Origin of the sequence: Streptococcus sp. SI1, from assembly GCF_030439945.1 — a bacterium.
Taxonomy (GTDB): Bacteria; Bacillota; Bacilli; order Lactobacillales; family Streptococcaceae; genus Streptococcus; species Streptococcus intermedius.
In genome coordinates, this window is the sequence record NZ_JAQFJE010000002.1 from 90,863 (window position 1) to 113,086 (window position 22,224).

Below are 22,224 nucleotides of genomic sequence, written 5' to 3' on the forward strand. Positions count from 1 at the left end.
TTTGAACGACTTATTTTTTATATTTGATTATTTCCGCTTTTTCTTTGCCTTTTTCATTTTATTTGCCATGCGTTTCATAGCTTGTTTAGTCGCAAATTCACCAATTTTTCCCTTAAGTCCACCACCAAACATTTGGCTCATATCCGGCATGCCAGTGCCTCCTAAACTTGACATATCTGGCATACCACCTTGCCCCATCATACCTTCTAGAGCTGTTATATCTGGTATTCCTCCTCCGCCAGGCATGTTCTTAGGCATATTGTTGGGGTTTAGTCCCATTTGCTTCATCATCTTATTCATATCACCAGACATGACACCCTGCATGACAGATTTGGCTTGATTAAAGTCCTTAATAAACTTATTAACTTCGACAAAGCTATTACCAGAACCTGCAGCAATCCGACGGCGGCGACTTGGGTTGAGAAGATTGGGATTTTCTCGCTCAGCTGGTGTCATGGATGATACAATGGCACGTTTGCGAGCAATTTCATTTTCATCTACCTTAAAATTCTTCATGGCAGGATTATTGGCCATACCAGGAATCATCTTTAGTAGATCTTCCATTGGGCCCATATTTTGAACCTGATCTAGTTGGTCAATGAAATCATTAAAATCAAAGGTATTTTCTCGCATTTTTTCAGCCATCTCAAGTGATTTTTGCTCATCGTATTCTTGAGAGGCTTTTTCAATCAGGGTCAGCATGTCTCCCATGCCTAAAATCCGACTAGACATTCGATCTGGGTGGAAAGTTTCAATGTCTGTAATTTTTTCCCCAGTACCAGTAAATTTAATCGGTTTACCAGTAATTTGGCGTACGGATAAAGCGGCACCGCCACGTGTATCGCCATCAATCTTAGTCAGAATAACCCCAGTTACTTCTAACTGATCATTAAATTCACGAGCTACATTGGCAGCTTCTTGCCCAATCATGGCATCGACAACCAAGAGGATTTCATTTGGCTGAGCAAGTACTTTGACATCACGCAGCTCATTCATGAGCTTCTCATCGATTTGCAGACGCCCAGCTGTATCAATCAGCACATAGTCATTGTGATTAGCCTTGGCTTGCTCCAGACCTTGACGAACAATCTCAACTGCTGGTACTTCTGTTCCTAACGAAAATACTGGTACATCAATTTGTTGACCAAGAGTTTTGAGCTGATCAATAGCTGCCGGACGATAAATATCAGCAGCAATCATCAAAGGTCGAGCAGCTTCTTCTTTCTTAAGTTTATTGGCTAATTTTCCTGCAAATGTAGTTTTACCAGCCCCTTGGAGACCGACCATCATGATAATGGTCGGAATTTTAGGAGATTTGATAATTTCTGCTGTATCAGAACCCAATACAGTGGTCAATTCTTCGTCAACAATCTTGATAATTTGTTGAGCAGGATTTAATGTATCAATAACTTCGTGTCCGACAGCACGCTCGCGAACTTTTTTGATAAAGTCTTTGACAACTGGTAAAGCTACATCGGCTTCCAAGAGTGCCATACGAATTTCTTTGGTCGCTTCTTGGACATCACTCTCTGAAATTTTTCCTTTTCTTCGTAGATTTTTAAAGACGTTTTGTAAACGTTCGGTTAAACTTTCAAATGCCATAAAATGTATTTCTCCTGATTAATGATATTGATTTGTGCGTATTTTTTTACTGACAATCCACTATTCTCGATTGTCAATACTAGATAAGGTTGCAATTTGCTTTTGCAAATAGATATCGTCAGCATATTTCTCTATTATTTGATCGAAAATTTGGCTTCTAACGATATAATCTGAATACATGTGAAGTTTCATTTCGTAGTCTTCTAAAATCTTCTCAGTCCGTTTGATGTTATCATAAACAGCTTGACGGCTAACTTGAAACTCTTCAGCAATCTCAGCGAGACTATAATCATCTGCATAATAAAGTTCAATATAATTCATTTGTTTATCTGTTAGAAGTGCTGCATAAAATTCAAATAGAGCATTCATTCGATTGGTTTTTTCAATTTCCATAAGATTTATTATACCAAAAAATACAGTAAAACTCTACTAGTGAAGAGATTTACCTAACTAAAAACACTCCCACATCAGCGACAGTGTTTACATATCTTAAATTAGGTAATATAAATTAATTGTTTTCTAAATAAAATTCAAATCGTTCGCCGACATATTGACTTTTGACATATTCAAAAGCCGTTCCATTGTCAAAATAAGAAATCTGTGTCAAACCAAGAATCGCATGACCTTTAGGAATTTCCAGGTAATGCGCAATCCTTTCTTTGGCAAGACGTGCATAAATAGTTTGTTGGGATTTTCCAATTTTATAGCCATGTTCTTGCAAGGTTTGAAAAAAATGCTTCGTAATTTCTTCTTTGTTAAAATTTTTGATGAATTTTTCTGGAATTGAAGCGACTTCATAAACTACAGGAATATGATTAGCATATCGTACTCGTTCCATACGAATGACGTTTTCAGTCTTTTCGATTTCTAATTTTTCGACTTCTTCTTTACTTGGTAATGTTCGACGATAAGAAATAAGCTGACTCGAAGGCGTCTTTCCTTGGGCTTTGATAATTTCAGTAAAGCTAGTTGTGCCACGCATCTTTTCCTGAACCCGTGTACTAGCTACAAATGTACCACTTCCCATACGACGTTCCAGTACTCCTTCTTCTACTAAAAGAGTGATGGCTTGACGAAGTGTCATGCGGCTAACCTCAAATTGTTCGGCTAAATCACGCTCACTTGGTAAGCGTTGTCCGATTTTCCAAATTTCTTCGTCGATTTCTTTTTTTATTTGATCGTGAATTTTCATATAAGCTGGAAGCATAGTAACCTCTTTCAAGACAAATTTCCTCTTTTTATTGTATTATCAATTGAAATAAAAGTCAATGCTCACTCAATGGGATTGGAAAAAGTCTCTATTTTGTGTTAGAATAAACAAAGAAATTTCATTTGAGAAAGGGAAGAAATGACAATTACAACTGAATTGCAAGATGTTGAAAGAATCATTGTATTGGATTATGGCAGTCAATATAATCAACTCATCTCACGCCGTATACGCGAGATTGGTGTTTTTTCTGAACTAAAAAGTAATAAAATTACAGCTGCTGAAGTTCGTGAAATAAATCCAGTCGGAATTATCCTGTCTGGTGGACCAAATTCTGTTTATGAAGAAGGTTCATTTGATCTTGACCCTGAAATTTTGGAATTGGGCATTCCAATTTTAGGGATTTGTTATGGCATGCAGCTTTTAACTCACAAATTAGGTGGAAAAGTTGTACCCGCAGGAAACGCTGGAAATCGTGAGTACGGTCAGTCAGAACTCATTCATACGGATTCACAACTGTTTGCAAGCACTCCTGAACAACAAATTGTTCTTATGAGTCATGGAGACGCTGTTACAGAAATTCCTCAAGGGTTTGTACGAACCGGCACTTCTGCCGACTGTCCATTTGCAGCTATTGAAAATACCTCCAAGAAAATCTACGGCATTCAGTTCCACCCTGAGGTTCGTCATTCAGAATTTGGCTACGATATTCTTCGCAACTTTGCTTTGAATATTTGTGGAGCCAAAGGCGCTTGGTCAATGGATAATTTTATTGATATGCAAATTAAGCAAATTCGAGAAACTGTTGGAGATAAACGCGTTCTTCTGGGTCTATCGGGTGGTGTCGATTCATCAGTTGTTGGTGTTCTCCTTCAAAAAGCTATTGGAGACCAGCTTATCTGTATTTTTGTAGATCATGGCTTACTTCGTAAGGGAGAGGCGGAGCAAGTTATGGATTCTCTTGGCGGGAAATTTGGTCTTAATATTATTAAAGCAGATGCTGCCAAGCGTTTCCTTGGTAAATTAGCTGGTGTATCTGATCCAGAACAAAAGCGTAAAATCATTGGTAATGAGTTTGTTTATGTTTTTGACGATGAAGCTAGCAAGTTAAAAGATGTAAAATTTCTCGCACAAGGAACGCTCTATACTGACGTTATCGAATCTGGTACAGATACTGCTCAAACTATCAAGTCTCACCATAATGTTGGTGGTCTGCCAGAAGACATGCAGTTTGAGCTGATTGAGCCTCTCAATACACTTTATAAAGACGAAGTTCGTGCGCTTGGTACAGAACTTGGTATGCCAGATGAAATTGTTTGGCGTCAGCCATTCCCAGGCCCAGGACTTGCCATTCGTATTATGGGCGAGATTACTGAAGAAAAACTCACAACTGTTCGTGAATCTGATGCCATTCTTCGCGAAGAAATCGTGAAAGCTGGACTCGATCGTGATATTTGGCAATACTTCACTGTGAATACTGGTGTTCGTTCGGTAGGTGTCATGGGAGATGGTCGAACTTATGACTATACTATTGCAATTCGTGCTATTACTTCTATTGATGGAATGACTGCAGATTTTGCTAAAATTCCTTGGGAAGTATTGCAAAAAATCTCTGTTCGTATCGTCAATGAAGTAGCTCATGTTAATCGTATTGTCTACGATATTACTAGCAAGCCACCAGCAACGGTTGAGTGGGAATGATAAATATAAAAACCGCATGAAGTAAAGTCTTCAGCGGTTTTCTCTTGTCGTTAGCAACAAAAATTAACTGTCATGTTTTCTCTTGATAGTTTATAATCTGCTTAACTTTATTATTAGTTAATATCATTTGTTCCAACATATGATTTCTTATGTCTTTTATAGTAGCCATAGCATTTGGACAAAAATGCAAGCATGTGTCTACTGGTATATAATGTCTGTATCGGTTCAGGTGTCGTCCTAAGCAATTTTGCATTACAAGGTCATTCATCCCAAGAGTTGGTTCTTATAATACATCCAAAACAGTAAACTTGGTTTTTAATTTATCAATTTATTTTCCCCACAAAAATTGAATGAGTAACTTATCTACTTCTGGATTTTCGTGTAGTTGGCTATGTTGCGCTAGTTTACCTGTGATTTTCTTTTCTTGGTAAGATTTTGCATTATCAGAAACCAAGTACTTCAGGCTACGAGATGAAGCGTTTAAAACAGAACCATCTGATCCATTTTTGTAATCTCCATAGATATTTAACACGTCAACTTGATTTTGCGGGAAAACTTCACGTAATGGTAATAATCTTTGAAAAATCTGTGTGACTTGGTTTGGCTGACCTGTTGCTTCATTAACTTTTACATCAGAAGATAAACCCATAGCTTCTAAACCGGCAGCAAAATTAGCAATATTGACTTGCTTTTGTAATTGTGGTAATTTCTCATCTTGTCCATGATCTAGAAGATAATACAAAATAGACATATTTCCTAAAGAATGCCCCACCATATTCATCTTTGTAAAACCATACTTTTCTTGTAGCTTGCTGACCACGGCTTTTGCATATCGACCAACATCAATAGGATTGCGATTATCTTCGTAATTCACTTCTACGATTGGGTTGACAGCGCCTTTGGAGATGTTTCCCTTCAAGGTTACCTGACCATTCCTATCAACATTTGCTCGAATAACAGTTTTTGTTACTCCTGCTTTTTTTGCTGCATCTGTCATATGTCGTTCAGCATTAGCACTACTCCCATAACCATGAAAGAAGAGCGTTGGAGTAGTTGATTGAACATAATTATTATTTTTATCTAACTTACCTTCTGCTTTAGTACGATAAAATAAAAACACAGAAATAGAAAGCAAAATTGTTAAAATTCCCGTAATTAAGGCTATTTTTTTCATCATATTTAGCATTTCCTTTTGTGAGATATATTTTCAAGTATAACATGTAAGAATATAAATGACAATTGATTTGTTTGAAAATCCCTAGCAGAGAAGCTACTAGGGATTTGATTATTAAAACCAATTCATCACTTTCATGATATACATATTCATCCGAACTTGACGAGAGTAATAGAAATTTCCTCCATTGATATAGAGTTTAGAACCATGTAAAAGTGCAATGGGATGATAATAAGCATATGTTTTCCCAGTTACGTTTCCTAAACTTGGTGCGACAACATCTTTAGAGTATTTTTTTGCTAAATCAATGGTGTTTTCTCCACCGTGTTTTGCAATGTAGTCAATATAGGAGCGACCAAAGTTATAAGCTTGTACAGCGGTCCAAACATCTACTCTCTTTTTTTGCGCTAGATTTAAATTAGTGGATAAAGTCTGAACTCCTTGTCGAATACTTTCTTTATTATTTAAAATAGAATTTTTCTGTCCTGTCATACTCTCACTAGATTGCATAACATCAGAAACTTTACCTTTTGTTTCGGTATAAATCATAGCAAGGACAAGTTCTTCATTGGCTACAGTATCCTGCTCATCTAGCACTTCTCGCACTAAGGTACGGTAGTTCATCACCTGCTTAACATCATGATGAACTTGGATAAACTTATAACAGACAAGGATTAAAAGGATAAGAAAAATCAGTTTTCTAAGAATTTTGAACATTATTTATTTACTTTGAATATCTTCTATGTTTTTGATGAGAATGGAATAAGTTCCATTATCGTTTTGTATAAATTCTACAGATTCTGCATCTTGATAGATGTTATTGGGGACAATGAGTTCAATTCCATTTGAAAGGGAGAGTTTTTGATTTTCAAATTTTTTCTTCTGACGGCTACTATCAACTTCATCGAATTTAACAGTTTCTGGAATAACTTCCTTTACCCGATCTATAAAAGTCAAGCGAGCTGTAAGATTGTTATCAAATAATTCATCAGCTAGTTTTTCTGGCGACAATTCATCGTTTTCTTCTAAGTTTTTGAAAATAGACGATTTAACCTTGGATTGAAATTGGAAATCATCCTGATTAAAACTTTCTGCGACTTTTTGAGCCGTTTTTTCTAAGGCTTTAATAGATTTTTTAGGTGAAGTTTTAGGCTTGACTTGTAACAGGCTATCAGAAAAATAATTGAAAAAAGTCCCATTGTATTTAATCCGTTTTTCAATCAAATGGTATTTACGAGATTGAAGGTTAATAACCAAGGCCTCATCAGCACCTGTACCAAATCCAGGCAAGTTATTCTGGGTAATCTTGATAGGATTGTCCACTTGTCCACCCAAGTGAGTGAATGTTTCTCTCAAAGCAATGCGCAAAAAAGCAAAATGCTCAACGCCTTCTTTGTCAAATTGAACAAACATCAAATCGTTGGTTTTCTGATTTTCACTCACTGAAAACTCTTCTTTCCAGAGATTGGCAACTGTGATGGATGTTTCTAAAAGGTCTTTTGTAATATGTGATAAAAAGACACTATCTTCGGTAAAAATACCCGTTTTGGCTTCATCCGAATAGACATGTTCAATCTTCTTACGGAGATATTCCTCAATTTTAGGAGTAATATTGAGATATTTATCTGCTAAAAGAAGATCGGTATCTGATGGACTAAATTGATGAATAATAGCTTTTTTTATGTAAATGTCCATTTCAAACCTCGTATAGCGGAAAGGTATCTGTCAATCCTTTGACTTCTGCACGAACTTGCTCTAAAATAGTTTCATTATCAGCGTTTTCTAAAGTTTTAATAATCAATTCTGCTACTTTAATACTTTCTGTTTCGCCAAAACCACGAGCAGTAATAGCTGCAGTTCCAATCCGAATTCCACTTGTTTTAAATGGCGATAAAGTTTCATAAGGAATAGAGTTTTTGTTGAGGGTAATGTGTACATCATCCAATAAATCTTGAGCAATTTTTCCATTTTCAACCACTTTGGTCACATCCACAAGAAAAAGATGATTCTCCGTACCACCTGAAATGACACGGAAATTAGCATGTTGCTGGAATACTTGAACCATTGCCTTAGCATTATCCAAAATCTGCTGAGCATAAACTTTGAAAGCTGGATCTAATACTTCTTTGAAAGCAGCTGCTTTAGCAGCTACTACGTGCTCCAATGGTCCCCCTTGAATTCCTGGGAAGATTGCAGAATTAATCTTTTTTGCTAACTCTTCATCATTGGTTAAAATGAGACCTCCGCGAGGACCTCTAAGAGTTTTATGAGTGGTGGTTGTTGTAATATGTGCATAAGGTACTGGGCTTGGATGCAAACCAGCAGCAACTAAACCAGCAATATGAGCCATATCTACCATCAGTTTTGCTCCGACAGTATCTGCAATTTCACGAAATTTTGCAAAATCAATAATATGTGAATAGGCAGAAGCTCCTGCAACAATCAATTTGGGTCTGACTTCTTTAGCTTGTGCCAAAATAGCCTCAAAATCTAATAATTCAGTTTCAGAATCAACAGTGTAAGGTACAAAGTTGTAGGTTTTTCCAGAGAAGCTAACAGCAGCACCGTGTGTCAAATGTCCACCTGCCGCAAGATCCATTCCCATTACTGTGTCGCCTGGCTCGATTAAGGCCATATAAGCTGCACAATTTGCTTGACTACCTGAGTGAGGTTGGACATTAGCGAATTGTGCTCCAAATATTTTCTTGGCACGTTCAATCGCTAACGTTTCAATCACATCTACAACATTTGTACCACCATAATAACGATGACCTGGATAACCTTCTGCATATTTGTTGGTTAAAATAGAGCCTTGTGCTGCCATAACCGCTTTTGAAACAACATTTTCTGAAGCTATTAATTCAATATTGTTTTGCTGACGTTTTTCTTCTGCAGTAATAGCTTCCCAGAGCTCACCATCATATTCTTTATAGTCTTTATGGTCAAAAATCATAAGAGTCTCCCTTCTGTCAAAATGGTTCAAAACCTACTAGTTGATTTTTTGAAAACCGATTTCTGGAATTTTAGCAAGGATTTCTGCATGAGTAACAGCCCCTTGACGTAGAATATGTGCGGTTTCTCCAGATAAATCCAAAATAGTTGAATCCTGACCTGTTAGAAAGATATCATCTTCTATACCAAGAACTTTATGGTTGAACTCTATCATAATTTGCTGAAAGTTTACTCCACTACTCTTTCCAGATAAATTTGCAGACGGACCAATGAGAGGTCCAAATTTTCTAATCAAGTCCAAAGTTTTGGGATGGCTAGGAACACGAAAACCAACTGTTTTCATACCTGAATTTACCCAAGTCGGAACTTGTTCATTAGCTTGTAAAATAATCGTTAAAGGACCCGGTAGAAAAGTTCGGTAAAGCTTTTCTAGATACTGAGGCTGATATTTAGAAAATTGATAAATATCTTCTAAACTTGAAACGTTTAGGTTCAAAGCTTTGTTGCGAGGTCTTCCTTTTAAGTTATAAACATGTTTGACAGCCTGTTTATCTAGAGCTTTGCAAAATAAACCATATACCGTTTCGGTTGGTAACACGACTGCTCCTCCGTCACTCAGTATTTCCTCAATTTTATCCATTATCTATCACTACCATTCTATCTTTTCCGAATTGATCTTGTAAGATGCGAATTCTCATTTTGGGAAGTGTGGACTCAAAGATTTTTTTGACCTTTTCCCCTTGTTTGTAGCCAATTTCGAGATAAATCTTTCCTTTTTCTGTTAAATGATTTGGGGCACTTTCAGCAATTTTTCGATAAACGGCATATCCATCTTCTTCGGCAAAAAGAGCAAGATGTGGCTCTGAGGCAAGGACGTTTGTCGCTACTTCCTCTATATCTATCTCTGAAATATAAGGTGGATTAGATACAATAATATCATACTTTCCCGTAATCTTCTGAAAACAATTAGACTGAATAAAATCTACCATTACATTGATAGATTTTGCATTGTCTTGCGCTAAATCCAGAGCATCTTGGGAAATATCAGAAGCTGTAATCTGCCAATTATCACGCTCAGCAGCTAAAGATAAAGCAATTACTCCACTTCCAGTTCCAATATCTAAAATTTTAATATTGATATTAGGATTTTCAGCCAAAATGAGGGTGACTAATTCTTCAGTTTCCGGTCGTGGAATCAGCACACGTTCATCTACTTTAAAGGAGCGGCCCAAAAATTCTGCATGACCAATAATATATTGAGCAGGTTTATGAGCTAATAATTGAGTTTGAATTTCTTTTAGTAACTTTACATCGTCTACTGCTGCTTCTGTGTGCATTTTCATCACAAATTCGGTGAAAGATAAGTCTTTTAAGGCTCGAAAAGCAAAGGATAAGCTTTCTGCTTCTTCCCCAACTGCTTCAAGCTCGATTTCCATTTCAGCAAGAATTTGAGCTAATTTCATTATTTATTCAGTTCTTCTAATTTTTGTGTTTGATCATACAATACCAAAGCATCTACGATTTCATCTAATTTTCCAGCTAAAATCGTATCTAATTTTTGCAGTGTCAAACCAATACGATGGTCTGTCACACGATTTTGTGGGAAATTATAGGTACGAATCCGTTCTGAGCGATCCCCAGTCCCGATGGTCGATTTTCGCTCGGCATCTTGCTCGTCTTGTGCGATTTGCGCAAAATGGTCAGCTACGCGTGCACGGATAATCCTCATAGCTTTGTCACGATTCTTCTGTTGCGTTCTTTCTTCTTGCATTTCAACTTTGATATTTGTTGGCAAGTGAACGATCCGAACGGCCGTTGCAACTTTATTGACATTCTGACCACCAGCACCAGAAGCATGATAAATATCAATTCGAAGATCTTTTGGATCAATATCGTATTCTATTTCTTCGATTTCGGGCATAACTAAGACGGTCGCTGTTGAAGTATGAACTCGTCCTTGGCTTTCTGTCACTGGGACACGCTGTACACGGTGGGCACCTGATTCGTATTTTAATTTGGAATATACAGATTGCCCAGAAACCATAGCTACTACTTCTTTGAAGCCCCCAACTCCATTCATGGAGGCTTCCATGATTTCAAATTTCCAGCCTTGTGATTCAGCGTATTTTTGATACATTGTTAGGAGGTCACCAGCAAAAAGTGAGGCTTCGTCACCTCCCGCTGCACCACGGATTTCTAAGATAATATTTTTATCATCGTTTGGATCTTTTGGAAGAAGAAGAATTTTCAATTTTTCCTCATATTCTTCCTTTTCAATTTTCGCATCTTTGAGTTCTTGCTTTGCCATTTCTTCCAAATCAGCGTCGCCAGTAGCATCTTTAATCATTTCTTCCGCATCTGTAATATTTTGAAGAACCCTTTTATATTCACGATAAGCTGCTACCGTATCGCGCGTGCTTGCCTCTTCTTTGGATAATTCCATGAAACGCTTAGTATTACTGACAATATCAGGATCACTCAGAAGCTCTCCCAATTCTTCATAACGATCTTCAACGGCTTGTAGCTGTTCATAAATATTCATTGCTTGCTATTCTCTCTTTCATTCTTTATTTCCTCGATTTCTGGACGGAAATAGTGCTTCCGACAGACTGGGATATAGGTTTCGTTCCCACCGATTTGAATCTGTTCTCCCTCATAGACCGGCTGACCATTTGTTGTTCTTAATACCATAGTTGCCTTTTTAGAACAAAATTGACAAATCGTTTTAATTTCATCAATCTTATCTGCTAAAAGTAGGAGATACTTAGAACCTTCAAATAACTCATTTTGGAAATCATTTTTTAAACCAAAAGCCATAACTGGTACATTTAATTCATCAACCACTTTCGCCAAGTCATAGACATGATGACGAGATAGAAATTGTGCTTCATCAATCAATACACAATAAGGTTTTTCAGGAATTTCTTGAATGAAGTGGAAAATATCAGTATCTTCTGCTATTGCCATTGCTTTTCGTTTCATGCCGATACGACTAGAAACAATGCCGAAACCATCACGTGTATCAAGTGCACTCGTCATGATAACAACACCTTTGCCCTGTTCTTCGTAATTGTGTGCCACTTTTAAAATTTCAATGGTTTTGCCCGAATTCATCGTGCCATATTTATAATATAATTGAGCCATTTTTCTTGATTCGTTTCAAATTTCTCCAATTTTTAATACTTCTTATTTTACCATATTCTGACACTCTTTAAAACCTAATTTGTGATAAAATAAAAATATCAAAAATAAAAAGGAGAACTGAAATGCCATTTGTCAGAATTGATTTATTTGAAGGACGCACTTTAGAGCAAAAGAAAGCTCTTGCAAAAGAAATCACTGCTGCTGTCGTGAAAAATACTGGCGCACCACAATCTGCTGTTCATGTCATTATTAATGATATGCCGGAAGGAAGTTATTTCCCCCAAGGAGAAATGCGTACAAAATAACAAAAAAGAATCTTGGATAAAAATCTGAGATTCTTTTTTGTTTCAAAATAGTAAGAATGCATGTGCGGTAGATAACCTAATTTCTTTTTTGAATATGATTAAGTCGGAGTTGATATAAAATGCCACTAACAACCAGACTGACAATTAAGCCAAACCAATAAGCAAAGGGACCTAAATTTGTGATGTGATCTAATAGTAATCCAATCGGCAATGCCACCCCCCAATAACCAATCAATCCCAAATGAAATGGCACTTTTGTATCCTTATAACCGCGTAAAATTCCTTGTAGAGGCGCTGCAAAAGTATCTGCTAATTGAAAAAACAAACTATAAGTTAAGAAAACAGATGTCAGACGAATGAATTCTTTGTTCGTTCCATACAATGAAGCGACTTGATGACGAAAAAGATATAAAAATGTCAGTGTGAACATAGCAAATCCCAGTGCGGTCACTCTCCCAAGAGTACAATATTTTCTCACAACATCCAGTCGTTGAGCACCAATTTCGTAAGATACGATAATCGCCATTGCATTAGAAATGCTCATGGGAAAAGCATACATAAGATTTGAAAAATTAATAGCAGATTGGTGACTGGCAATGACTAATGAAGAAAATTTTGCCATGAGTAAACCGACAACTGAAAATATCACAACTTCTGCAAAAACGGTCCCTCCAATAGGAAAACCTAGGCGCATGCCTTCCAGCAACCCTTTTTTGTCCAAAGGACGAATTTTCCATAATTGATATTTTTTGATTTTAGAGTGTCTTTTTGCAACGACTATTGAAAGAATTAGCAGTACCCAGTAGGCCAATGAAGTGCCTAACCCTGCTCCTGCTCCACCCATTTCTGGAAATCCAAAAGTACCATAAATTAGAATATAGTTAAAGCTAGCATTCAATGGCAACAGAAGTAACATTAGATACATAGATAGTCTCGTCAAACCTAAAGCATCTAATATAGAGCGAACAACACTAAATAAAACTAGTGGGATAATTCCAAACGCTAAATACCAGAGATAATGTATAGCAACTTTTGCTACTAAAGGTTCTAAACTCATATTGGACAGAACCAGCGGCCCACCTAAAAATACGAGTCCGAACAAGAGAAGAGATAAGCCAAGAGACAAATAAATAAACTGATAAAAATCAGAAGCGACTTTTTCTTCTCGTTTTTGTCCTAAATGATGCCCAATAATCGGAACCAAAGCTGAGACAATGCCAGTTAGAAAAGTAAAGAAAGGACTCCATAAACTAGTCGCCATTGAAACTCCAGCTAGATGCAAAGTATTGTAATGTCCTGTCATTGTTGTGTCTACAAAAGAGGCTGAAAAATTGGCAAGTTGATAAATCAAAATTGGCAAAAAAATTGAGACGAATAATATCATTCGTTCTTTTAAATTGCGAGTTTGGTACATAAAATCTCCTCAAACAGTTCTTTCTCTCTTAACTATACTATAAGCAATTGGAATAGTCAAAAAGGCTAGGAGAAAATCTTCCTAGTCTTGTCGAACTTTATTTCTTCTTATGATTTAAAATAAGGTTTAAGACAATTGCAATTACACTTGCCATGACAATTCCGTTTGAGAAAAACATTTGCAAGCCAGTTGGTAGGCTGTTAAAAAGATTACTTCCATTTAAGCCGACTCCAGCAGAAATAGATACAGCAGCAATCAAGAAATCATGCTCATTGTGTTCAAAATCAACTCGTGCTAGTATTTGCATTCCCTGAACTGAAACAAAACCAAACATGATAAGCATAGCGCCACCAAGTACAGAGCTTGGAATAATTTGTGCTAAAGCTCCGAATTTTGGTAGTAATCCTAACAAGATAAGAAAGCTTGCTGCATAATAGATTGGAAGACGTGTTTTAATTCCAGAAAGTTTGACTAAACCAACATTTTGTGAAAATCCTGTATATGGGAACGTGTTGAAAATACCGCCCAACAGTACAGCAATTCCTTCTGCTCGATAACCATTTCGCAGGCGAGTGCTGTCTAGTGTTTCCTTTGAAATATCTGAAAGCGCAAAATAAACGCCTGTTGATTCAACCAGAGAAACGGTTGCGATGATACACATCATGATGATTGATGAAAACTCAAACTTGGGAATCCCAAAATAAAACGGTGTTGGAACGTGCATAAGAGGTGCTTGAGTTACTGGAGTAAAATCTACTAAGCCCATACAGCTAGCAACAATTGTTCCGACCATTAAACCAATCAAAATGGCAATGGACTTGAGAAAGCCTTTTGCGAAGATATTTACCAGAAGTATTATTAAAATTGTAACAGCAGCTAACAATAAGCTTTGGGCAGTTGGTTTTTCACTGTTATTTCCCATATTACCAATGGCAACTGGAATGAGTGTCAATCCGATGGTTGTAATTACTGATCCTGTCACAATTGCTGGAAAAAAATTAGCAATTTTAGAACAAAATCCTGCAATCAAAAGAACGTAAACACCAGAGACGATGAGTGCTCCAAACATAGCTCCACTTCCATGTTTTTGACCAATCATGATCAAAGGGGCAACCGATTGGAAAGCGACCCCAAGTACGACTGGCAAGCCGATGCCAAAATATTTATTGAGTTGTAATTGTAAAAATGTTGCCACACCACACATGAAAATATCTGTAGAAATAAGGTAGGTCAGCTGTTGACTCGAATAGCCTAATGCACTAGCAATCATGATAGGGACAAGGATTGACCCTGAATACATCGCTAATAAGTGTTGCAAACCTAAGATAGCCGCTTGTGAGTGCTTTTTTTCTTTATAATTCATTATGCATCGGCCTCCATAAATACAATTTTTCTATTTTCAAATTTTTGAATACGAGCTAAAGAAACGACTTTTCGCTTATCTTCTTCTAGTAACTTTCTACCTTCTTGGAATGATTTTTCAATGACAATACCAATCGCTTCTACAGAGGCACCTGATTGCTCAATAATCTCGATAAGGCCCTTAGCAGCCTGTCCATTCGCTAAGAAATCATCGATAATAAGAACTTTGTCCTGGCGATTTAAGAATTTCCCCGCAATCGAGATGGTGCTCGTTACTTGCTTGGTAAAAGAATAAACTTCTGCCGTTAAAATCCCCTCCGTCATAGTGATATTTTTTGACTTTTTCGCAAAAATCATCGGAACACCCAGTGCTTCAGCTGTATAAATGGCAGGTGCTATACCAGATGCTTCAATTGTCACAACTTTTGTAATGCCGGTAGATTTGAAATAGGTAGCGAATGCTTTTCCAATTTCTCTCATTAAGTTTGCATCAACTTGATGAGTAAGAAATGAATCCACTTTTAAAATATTTTCTCCTAAAACATGCCCATCTTTTAGAATACGTTCTTCTAATAATTTCATAAAATCTCCCTTTAAAAAATAAAAAGCTTGCCGAAAGCAAGCCTAAAACAATTGGTTAAGCAATTGAATGTAAAATTCCTTGCTCTAATTTAGCAAGAAATTTGAAGACTTACTTATTGTTAGGTATTAGGTACCTTGTAGAAACATTATGCCAAATTCATAATATAAATAAGTAATGATTCTATTATTAATGTATATCACCATTCCAAATGGAATTTTTCACAATGACATAGTCCACGTGCCTCAGACCAGCTAAATCTTTTCCACCAGCATAGGAAATAGCACTTTGTAAATCTTGCTCCATTTCAATTAACGTATCCGAAAGATGTCCTTTAACAGGTAAAACGATTTTCTTTCCTTCCACATTTTTATAAGCGCCTTTTTGGTATTCAGAAGCAGAACCATAATATTCTTTAAACTGTTCACCATTTACTTCAACTGTTTGACCTGGACTTTCAATATGACCTGCAAAGAGAGAACCAATCATTACCATGGTAGCACCAAAGCGAATAGATTTAGCAATATCGCCATGTGTGCGAATACCACCGTCTGCAATAATCGGCTTGCGAGCAGCTTTTGCGCACCAGCGAAGAGCCGCTAGCTGCCAACCACCTGTCCCAAATCCGGTCTTCACTTTTGTGATGCAAACTTTCCCAGGTCCAATCCCAACTTTTGTGGCATCTGCTCCAGCATTTTCCAGTTCACGAACAGCTTCTGGTGTCCCAACATTCCCTGCGATCACAAAGGTATTAGGTAATTCTTTTTTTATGTGTTGAATCATTTCAATGACACTGTCTGAATGCCCATGAGCAATATCAATCGTGATATATTCTGGAGCGTCTGTTTTCAATTGACTAATGAAATCATATTCATAATCTTTCACGCCAACCGAAATAGAGGCAATCAAACCTTGCTCATGCATACGTTTAACGAATGGAAGACGACTAGCTTCGTCGAAACGATGCATAATATAAAAATAACCACATTTAGCTAGCTTTTCTGCAGTATCTTCATCCAGAATTGTTTGCATATTAGCCGGAACAACAGGAAGTTTAAAGGTGTGATCTCCAAAAGTAACGGTTGTGTCAGCTTCTGACCGACTTTTGAGGATACATTTATTAGGAATCAATTGAATGTCTTCATAATCAAAAATAGGAAATTCGTTCAGCATGTCACTCTCCTTAAGTTGTATGCAAAAATGACCTACCTATGCTTTCGCATCGCTACGTCTTTCCTGACGTTTCCTTTGACATTATAACACAATATACATATATTACAATAAAATACAGCAAAAACTATTTTATCGTTCGGTATTTCTGAAAAACATTAAAAAGCAACTATTCTCTTTTTATAACAATAAATTTTCAGTGCATCCAATATCTGATTGTTTTACGACTATTATAAATCATATCTCTCAGACAAAAACGTGTGTTGTCATTAACTGTCTGAGAGATAAATCCATTACAACCTATGTATATCACAAGAGTCACTAATCTGAATTGTAGTCGAAAATTAAAACTCCAGCGATAGTAAGAATTTCTATCGCTGGAGTTTTAAAATGGATATTGTTTATAAATACTGTTTGGATTGTTTAATAATTTCATAGCAACGATCCGATTGCTCTCGAAATCGCCGCCCCATCCAAGACTTCTGCCGAGTAATACTGCAGCAAAATATTGCCTCCAATTGTGATAATGTCGCTTTGCACCGACGATAGCTTGATCGATGGCAGTCCACATTTCTTGTTCAGAAATGTATTTCGCTACGTAGGCATAACGCAGCAAATTGACCAAACGGTCATAGTTCCATGCTTTTAAAGTTTGAATCTTTCCTAAGTCTACATCGGTATATTGATAATGAGCAATGAGGTTATTGACAATATCATCGTACACAGCTTGGTCGTCTATATTGGCTTCACCAGAACGAATATCCTTCAACAATTGATCTAAACCGTTGATGAAATTGTCTGCCAGTAAATCTGTCACAGTTTGTAAAACATCCTGTTTATTATAGATATCCCAATCTACTGCCAGCATCTGTTTTGCATCTTTAACGGAAATTCGTCCAGTTGGTAGATAGCCCAATAGGTAATCATAAGATAGGCCGTTTCTAGTAAACAGGACAGCTCCATAAGCCAATTTTGCTTTTTCTGTGTCTGTTAGCTTACGACCAGGTGTTAGATGTGTTTTACTGTAAATATAAGTGACAAGTGCAGTTCCACCAAGTGCAATAAAGAGAACAATTGTTAAACCTATCCAGTAATACCACACGTAATAATTAGCTCGATCCACTTTTAAAAGATTGACGAAACTATCGATAAATAGAGAGAATAAATCTGCTTTTGAATCTGTCTGTTGCTGAGTATAGGCCAAAGCAAGGACCTCAGACAAGTAAATAGAAAAGTAAGAAAAAACAAGTCCTACCACAAAGCCAAATCCATCCAAACTAGGCATAGGTTTGTCAAACTTTGATTTTCTTTCCTCCTTACCAACGTTCCAATAAGTTTCTGAAGAGTTGTTTGCTTCTCCCTTATCAAAAATGGAAAACCAAATAATGCCTAGCCATGGAAGAAGGGCAAAAATAATCAAGTGGGGATGTACTTCATTGGAAACTGCAAAGGAATACAGTATAGCTGTCGCTGCAGCCAGTCCCAATAAGCCTCCAAGGAGAGTTAACATTTTATTTACTTTGCGACTTTTCCAGTAAAATTGCTCCTTCCATTGTTTGAAACTGAGCATTAACGACCTCCAAGGATATTAATAATATTCGTTACGACGTTTGGTTGTTCAATCATATAGTGATTTGCGAAAGTTAAAACTTTACGATCTGTTGTAGCATCAAGAATAACAATCAACCCTGCATAATCTGAAACAACTGTATACTCTGCCCATTTATACACTTCATCATCAAATATAATGCTGTCTTTATTGATTTTTACTTTGATGCCGTTCTCAATTTTTTTATCGAGGGTTTTGATAGTTTTCAGTCCACCAGCACGATTTGGATTTAGAGCACGGAATTCAATAGTTTGACCATTTTCAATTTTCTGCATATCTTGTGGTAGATTGGCAGCAACCACATCATCTTGAAGCATATCAAGACTTCTTGAAGCATATAAATGCGCATTCAATCGAATCATTTTACCAGCAGATTTGTAGAGGATTCCAAGCATTTTATTTGGTGTTGTACCTGGAATAATATGATATTGAAGACCTTGATAGAGAATCTTCTCGCCATTTTTTCCAACGGTAAATCCATCTTCATAATAATAGATAGTGGGTGATATTTTTAAGATATAGAGACCAACCGAAGCGAACAACATACAGACAAGAAAGACAGTGATGATAAGCATCATCTTGACACTGTCAGAAGCACCTCGTCCATTTCCCAGGGTTCCTAAAAGTGATTTAGTAATCATAAAAGCAAAAAAAGTAAATAGGAACATATCTGCAAAAGCCATAAAAGTAAAATAGAAACTGCGCTTGGCAGTGCCTTTTGGTGTTGAAGTTGACATATTGTCCTCCTAAAGTTTTTTATGTTTTTAATATAACATTTTGCTTGTTTATTAGCAAAAAATAAAATAAATCGCCACCTTATTCATTATCATCTTTTATTTAATACAATACTCTATAGTAATATGTCCTTAATTCGACCGATGTCTGATTTTTTTACAACTACATAAATCATATCTCCCAGATAAAGGCGCGTGCTACCATTCACTGTCTGATTTTTCCCATTGTGCTGTTGCATTGTAATCAAGATACCTCTTGGTAACTCCAACTCATGAACTTGCTTACCAGCTATTTTTTCAGAAACAGGGATTTCAATAAGTGTCGTCTCACTATTATCTGATAGACTATCTGGAAGCATTCTCTCTAGCATAGCTTCATACACAGGTGCTCCACCCAGTAAATCCATTACAACATATGCCACTAGAGTGACCAATCCGAGGGGCATAAGATTTCGTATATCACCAACCATCTCAGTCACCAAAATGATAGCAGTTAACGGAGCCTTCGAAATGGCACCAAAGTAACCACTCATTCCTAAAATGATAAAAATTGGAAATTGCTCTTGTGTTACGAAACCTAAGTTCACACAAAGAATACCAGCAATTGCTCCTAAAAGAGAGCCTAAGGTTAAAATAGGAAGAAAAATACCACCAGGAAGACCACTACCATAGCTAATCATACTCCAGATAAAGCGAATAATGAAAAACATCACTAATGGCATCAGCCAGTAATGTTGATTAGTCAAAGAAAGAACGAGTTGATTGCCACCGCCTAAAAGCTGTGGAAGAAAATATCCTATTGGAAGGATGAAAACGAAGGCTATAATGGGATAATATTGTGGAGAAAGATTCAGATATCTCCCAATTACATCGTAAATCCGAGGCATAGCTAAAACAACTTTTTCATATAAAAAGCCAGAAAAACCAAGAAAAATTCCCAACAACAAATAAAGCCAATACTGCCCTAAACCCATCAGCGGAATATCATCTGGCATATTTAATACAGGAGTTAATCCAAAGATTATGAGCGAAACAAAATTCGCTGTCAGACTGGCCGCTAAAGACGATACCCAAAAGAAACGAGAAAAATGATGATAGACTTCTTCAATGACAAACAATAATCCTGCAATCGGGGCATTAAAAGCTGCCGCTAGTCCTGCTGCTGCTCCGCTTGCAATCAGAGATCGTTCTTCGACAGGACTTAAGTGAAGATGTCTGGCAATTCCTTTCCCTCCCATTGCTCCAAGCTGAATACTGGGGCCTTCACGCCCTAACATCAAGCCACTTGCAATAGCTAAAATGCCAAGAATGTACTTTTTCCAAAGGACACTCCACCAAGACAAGCTTATTAGCCCTTTTAGCTCTGCTTCAACTTGCGGAATTCCAGAACCTTTAATATCCCTTTCTGATTTTGTTAATTTTGCGCTTATCCAAATCACGCAAGCGTAAAATAGCAGAAGAATAAAAGGAAATAAACTAATCCGTTCAAGTCCTTGCTGATAGAAATATTGAATAATATGAAACCCTTTTTCAATTAAAAAACGAAAAGAACCAACAATTGCACTCACGAAAATCCCAACTAAAATCCCTCTTGAGACTTGCAGAATGATTGAACTAGATGTAAATGCGAATTCTTTCTTTGTATTTGATACTTCTTCTTGTGTCTGAATAGACATCGTAGCCTCCCAAATATGTTCTCTTTCTATTTTAGCATAAATTTTTCTTATTGATGGAGGTTGTTTTAGAGAATGAATTTCTAAATAAAAATCAAACCAGTTTCGTTCGAAAGCTGGTTTGTAAGTTTAATATTTTATCTCTATTTTTCAGCCGTCAGTGCTGCCATCGTAATATAATTATAAGGTTTGTTAAAATGAGGCAGGAAGAAAATATCGGTCAAAGCCAATTTATCAATCGTCACTTTCTCTTGAATAGCAAGTGAGAAGAGATGGATGCCCATTGAAATATCTTCGTGTGATGCTATTTGTGCACCAAGGATTACACGTGTATCTTTATCGAATACAATGCGAATAGCTACTTCATGGTTATCGTGTTTGATAAATTCTGGCTTTTGAAGGTCGTTAAAGCCAGTTTCGACTGCATTGTAGCCAGCAGCTTTTGCTTTTTCCAAGGTCAAACCAGTTGAAACCATTTTAAGATCGTAGATATTAATACCGTTTGAACCTTGCACACCAATTCCTTCTAACTCATGCCCTGTCGCGTTGTAGGCTCCGACAATACCTGATCGTACTGCATTAGAAGCAAGTGCAATGTAACTCATATCATCTAGAGCATTGTCATAAATTGTCGCACAGTCACCAATTGCATAAACTCCTGAAAGACTTGTTTCTTGTTTTTTATCAACAAGGAATGCGCCGTTGTGGAAAAGTTCAATTTTACCAGCGCCAAGATCTGTGTTTGGTCGGAAACCAACAGCCATAATGACCATATCTATGTCAAATGTTTCTTTATCCGTTACAATACGCTCAACTTTGTCAGAACCTTCAACTGCTTGCACGGTTTGTCCATAAGCCAATTTAATGCCATGATCTGCTAAGTTTTTACTCATCAAATCAGATAATTCACGATCGTAGTAGCCAGCAAGACAAGTATCTGCTACATCAATTAAGGTTACTTCTTTTCCGAGGCGTTCGAAAGCTTCTGCCAGTTCTACACCAATGTATCCAGCTCCGACAACGGCAACGCGCTTGATGCCTTCGTTGTTTCTCAATTTTTCAATCACTTCAGCAGAATTTTGATACAATTTTACAAATTGAACATTTTCCATAGTTGCTTTAAATTCACGATTGCCTTCGACAATTTCAATCCCTTTGATTGGTGGAATAATTGGTTGTGAACCTGTCGCAAAAATCAATTTTTCATAAGACTCTACATGCTTTTGCCCATTTACAAGTGCAGTCACTTCTTTTTTGTCGTAATCAACAGACAAAACAGGAGTTTCCATATAAACTTTTGCACCCTTTGCTTCAAGCTTTTCTTTATCTGAATAGAACAAACCTTCTGGACCGTCAATTTGTTTTCCAATCCAAAGCGCCATTCCACATCCTAAAAAGGAAATATTGGAATTTTGATCAAACACAACAATTTCATTTTCATTTCCAAAGTTGTCAAGCATCGTATTGATACAAGCTGTGCCGGCATGATTGGCACCGATAACGACAATTTTACTCATAGAGCAATTCCTACCTTAATTTTAATTTTCTCAAACATTATAACAGAACATGTTAGCGTTTACAATGTATTTGCTCATAA

At 36.8% G+C, this 22,224-nt stretch carries 21 protein-coding genes and 1 riboswitch; of the genes, 2 read left to right on the forward strand and 19 right to left on the reverse strand.

The features are described 5' to 3' along the window. Positions 1–27: 27 nt before the first annotated feature. The 3 genes from ffh to PCY10_RS02655 form a co-directional block, all read right to left on the reverse strand. Positions 28–1,602, reverse strand: coding sequence for a signal recognition particle protein (gene ffh, locus PCY10_RS02645; protein WP_301558781.1), 1,575 nt, complete (start codon positions 1,600–1,602; stop codon positions 28–30). A 60-nt stretch (positions 1,603–1,662) separates the two neighbouring features. Next, complete coding sequence (locus PCY10_RS02650; protein ID WP_003077007.1) at positions 1,663–1,995, reverse strand: putative DNA-binding protein; 333 nt, start codon at positions 1,993–1,995, stop codon at positions 1,663–1,665. Positions 1,996–2,110: 115 nt separating this feature from the next. Beyond that, complete coding sequence (locus PCY10_RS02655; RefSeq protein WP_021002719.1) at positions 2,111–2,809, reverse strand: GntR family transcriptional regulator; 699 nt, start codon at positions 2,807–2,809, stop codon at positions 2,111–2,113. A 141-nt stretch (positions 2,810–2,950) separates the two neighbouring features. On the opposite strand from PCY10_RS02655, the gene guaA reads away from it, so the two are divergent. Next, positions 2,951–4,510: a glutamine-hydrolyzing GMP synthase gene (gene guaA / locus PCY10_RS02660; protein ID WP_048786581.1), complete on the forward strand. Its 1,560-nt coding sequence runs from the start codon at positions 2,951–2,953 to the stop codon at positions 4,508–4,510. Between the two features lie 328 nt (positions 4,511–4,838). Here guaA and PCY10_RS02665 read toward each other — a convergent pair whose 3' ends face one another. From PCY10_RS02665 to PCY10_RS02700, 8 genes are all read right to left on the reverse strand, one after another. Then, on the reverse strand, positions 4,839–5,687 hold the full coding sequence (locus PCY10_RS02665) for an alpha/beta hydrolase (protein ID WP_020998637.1): 849 nt from the start codon (positions 5,685–5,687) through the stop codon (positions 4,839–4,841). Between the two features lie 111 nt (positions 5,688–5,798). Then, on the reverse strand, positions 5,799–6,401 hold the full coding sequence (locus PCY10_RS02670) for a lysozyme family protein (protein ID WP_020998639.1): 603 nt from the start codon (positions 6,399–6,401) through the stop codon (positions 5,799–5,801). Positions 6,402–6,404: 3 nt separating this feature from the next. Further along, positions 6,405–7,379 carry a nucleoid-associated protein gene (locus tag PCY10_RS02675; RefSeq protein ID WP_021002721.1) on the reverse strand — a complete coding sequence of 325 codons (975 nt, stop codon included), beginning with the start codon at positions 7,377–7,379 and terminating at the stop codon, positions 6,405–6,407. A gap of 1 nt (position 7,380) precedes the next feature. Then, a complete protein-coding gene (gene glyA, locus PCY10_RS02680) occupies positions 7,381–8,637 on the reverse strand; it encodes a serine hydroxymethyltransferase (RefSeq protein ID WP_125455293.1) in 1,257 nt (418 codons plus the stop codon). A 36-nt stretch (positions 8,638–8,673) separates the two neighbouring features. Then, a complete protein-coding gene (locus PCY10_RS02685; RefSeq protein WP_301558782.1) occupies positions 8,674–9,276 on the reverse strand; it encodes an L-threonylcarbamoyladenylate synthase in 603 nt (200 codons plus the stop codon). Next, complete coding sequence (prmC, locus tag PCY10_RS02690; RefSeq protein WP_301558783.1) at positions 9,269–10,099, reverse strand: peptide chain release factor N(5)-glutamine methyltransferase; 831 nt, start codon at positions 10,097–10,099, stop codon at positions 9,269–9,271. Before prmC ends, PCY10_RS02685 begins: the two co-directional genes overlap by 8 nt. Further along, entirely contained in the window at positions 10,099–11,178 is a 1,080-nt protein-coding gene (prfA, locus tag PCY10_RS02695; RefSeq protein WP_301558784.1) for a peptide chain release factor 1, read from the reverse strand. The genes prmC and prfA overlap by 1 nt, the downstream gene beginning before the upstream one ends. After that, on the reverse strand, positions 11,175–11,780 hold the full coding sequence (locus tag PCY10_RS02700; RefSeq protein ID WP_301558785.1) for a thymidine kinase: 606 nt from the start codon (positions 11,778–11,780) through the stop codon (positions 11,175–11,177). The genes prfA and PCY10_RS02700 overlap by 4 nt, the downstream gene beginning before the upstream one ends. Positions 11,781–11,884: 104 nt before the next feature. Between PCY10_RS02700 and PCY10_RS02705 the strand changes: the two genes are divergently transcribed. Continuing rightward, on the forward strand, positions 11,885–12,085 hold the full coding sequence (locus PCY10_RS02705) for a 4-oxalocrotonate tautomerase (RefSeq protein WP_225791044.1): 201 nt from the start codon (positions 11,885–11,887) through the stop codon (positions 12,083–12,085). A gap of 76 nt (positions 12,086–12,161) precedes the next feature. On the opposite strand, the gene PCY10_RS02710 is transcribed toward PCY10_RS02705, so the two are convergent. From PCY10_RS02710 to nox, 8 genes are all read right to left on the reverse strand, one after another. After that, a complete protein-coding gene (locus tag PCY10_RS02710; protein ID WP_301558786.1) occupies positions 12,162–13,499 on the reverse strand; it encodes an MATE family efflux transporter in 1,338 nt (445 codons plus the stop codon). Between the two features lie 97 nt (positions 13,500–13,596). After that, positions 13,597–14,862 carry a nucleobase:cation symporter-2 family protein gene (locus PCY10_RS02715; protein WP_301558787.1) on the reverse strand — a complete coding sequence of 422 codons (1,266 nt, stop codon included), beginning with the start codon at positions 14,860–14,862 and terminating at the stop codon, positions 13,597–13,599. Continuing rightward, positions 14,862–15,443 (reverse strand): xanthine phosphoribosyltransferase, encoded by a 582-nt coding sequence (locus PCY10_RS02720; protein ID WP_021002728.1) that lies wholly within the window; start codon positions 15,441–15,443, stop codon positions 14,862–14,864. The genes PCY10_RS02715 and PCY10_RS02720 overlap by 1 nt, the downstream gene beginning before the upstream one ends. Positions 15,444–15,539: 96 nt before the next feature. Then, a riboswitch (purine riboswitch) is annotated at positions 15,540–15,635 on the reverse strand. After that, on the reverse strand, positions 15,631–16,614 hold the full coding sequence (gene guaC / locus PCY10_RS02725; RefSeq protein ID WP_301558788.1) for a GMP reductase: 984 nt from the start codon (positions 16,612–16,614) through the stop codon (positions 15,631–15,633). It overlaps the preceding riboswitch by 5 nt. 382 nt (positions 16,615–16,996) lie before the next feature. Continuing rightward, on the reverse strand, positions 16,997–18,181 hold the full coding sequence (locus PCY10_RS02730) for a DUF1266 domain-containing protein (RefSeq protein WP_301558789.1): 1,185 nt from the start codon (positions 18,179–18,181) through the stop codon (positions 16,997–16,999). Continuing rightward, positions 18,181–18,957, reverse strand: coding sequence for a hypothetical protein (locus tag PCY10_RS02735; RefSeq protein ID WP_247953914.1), 777 nt, complete (start codon positions 18,955–18,957; stop codon positions 18,181–18,183). The genes PCY10_RS02730 and PCY10_RS02735 overlap by 1 nt, the downstream gene beginning before the upstream one ends. Positions 18,958–19,070: 113 nt before the next feature. Then, positions 19,071–20,630 carry a ClC family H(+)/Cl(-) exchange transporter gene (locus PCY10_RS02740; RefSeq protein WP_301558790.1) on the reverse strand — a complete coding sequence of 520 codons (1,560 nt, stop codon included), beginning with the start codon at positions 20,628–20,630 and terminating at the stop codon, positions 19,071–19,073. A 140-nt stretch (positions 20,631–20,770) separates the two neighbouring features. Next, positions 20,771–22,144 (reverse strand): H2O-forming NADH oxidase, encoded by a 1,374-nt coding sequence (gene nox, locus PCY10_RS02745; RefSeq protein ID WP_117282892.1) that lies wholly within the window; start codon positions 22,142–22,144, stop codon positions 20,771–20,773. Positions 22,145–22,224 lie beyond the last annotated feature (80 nt).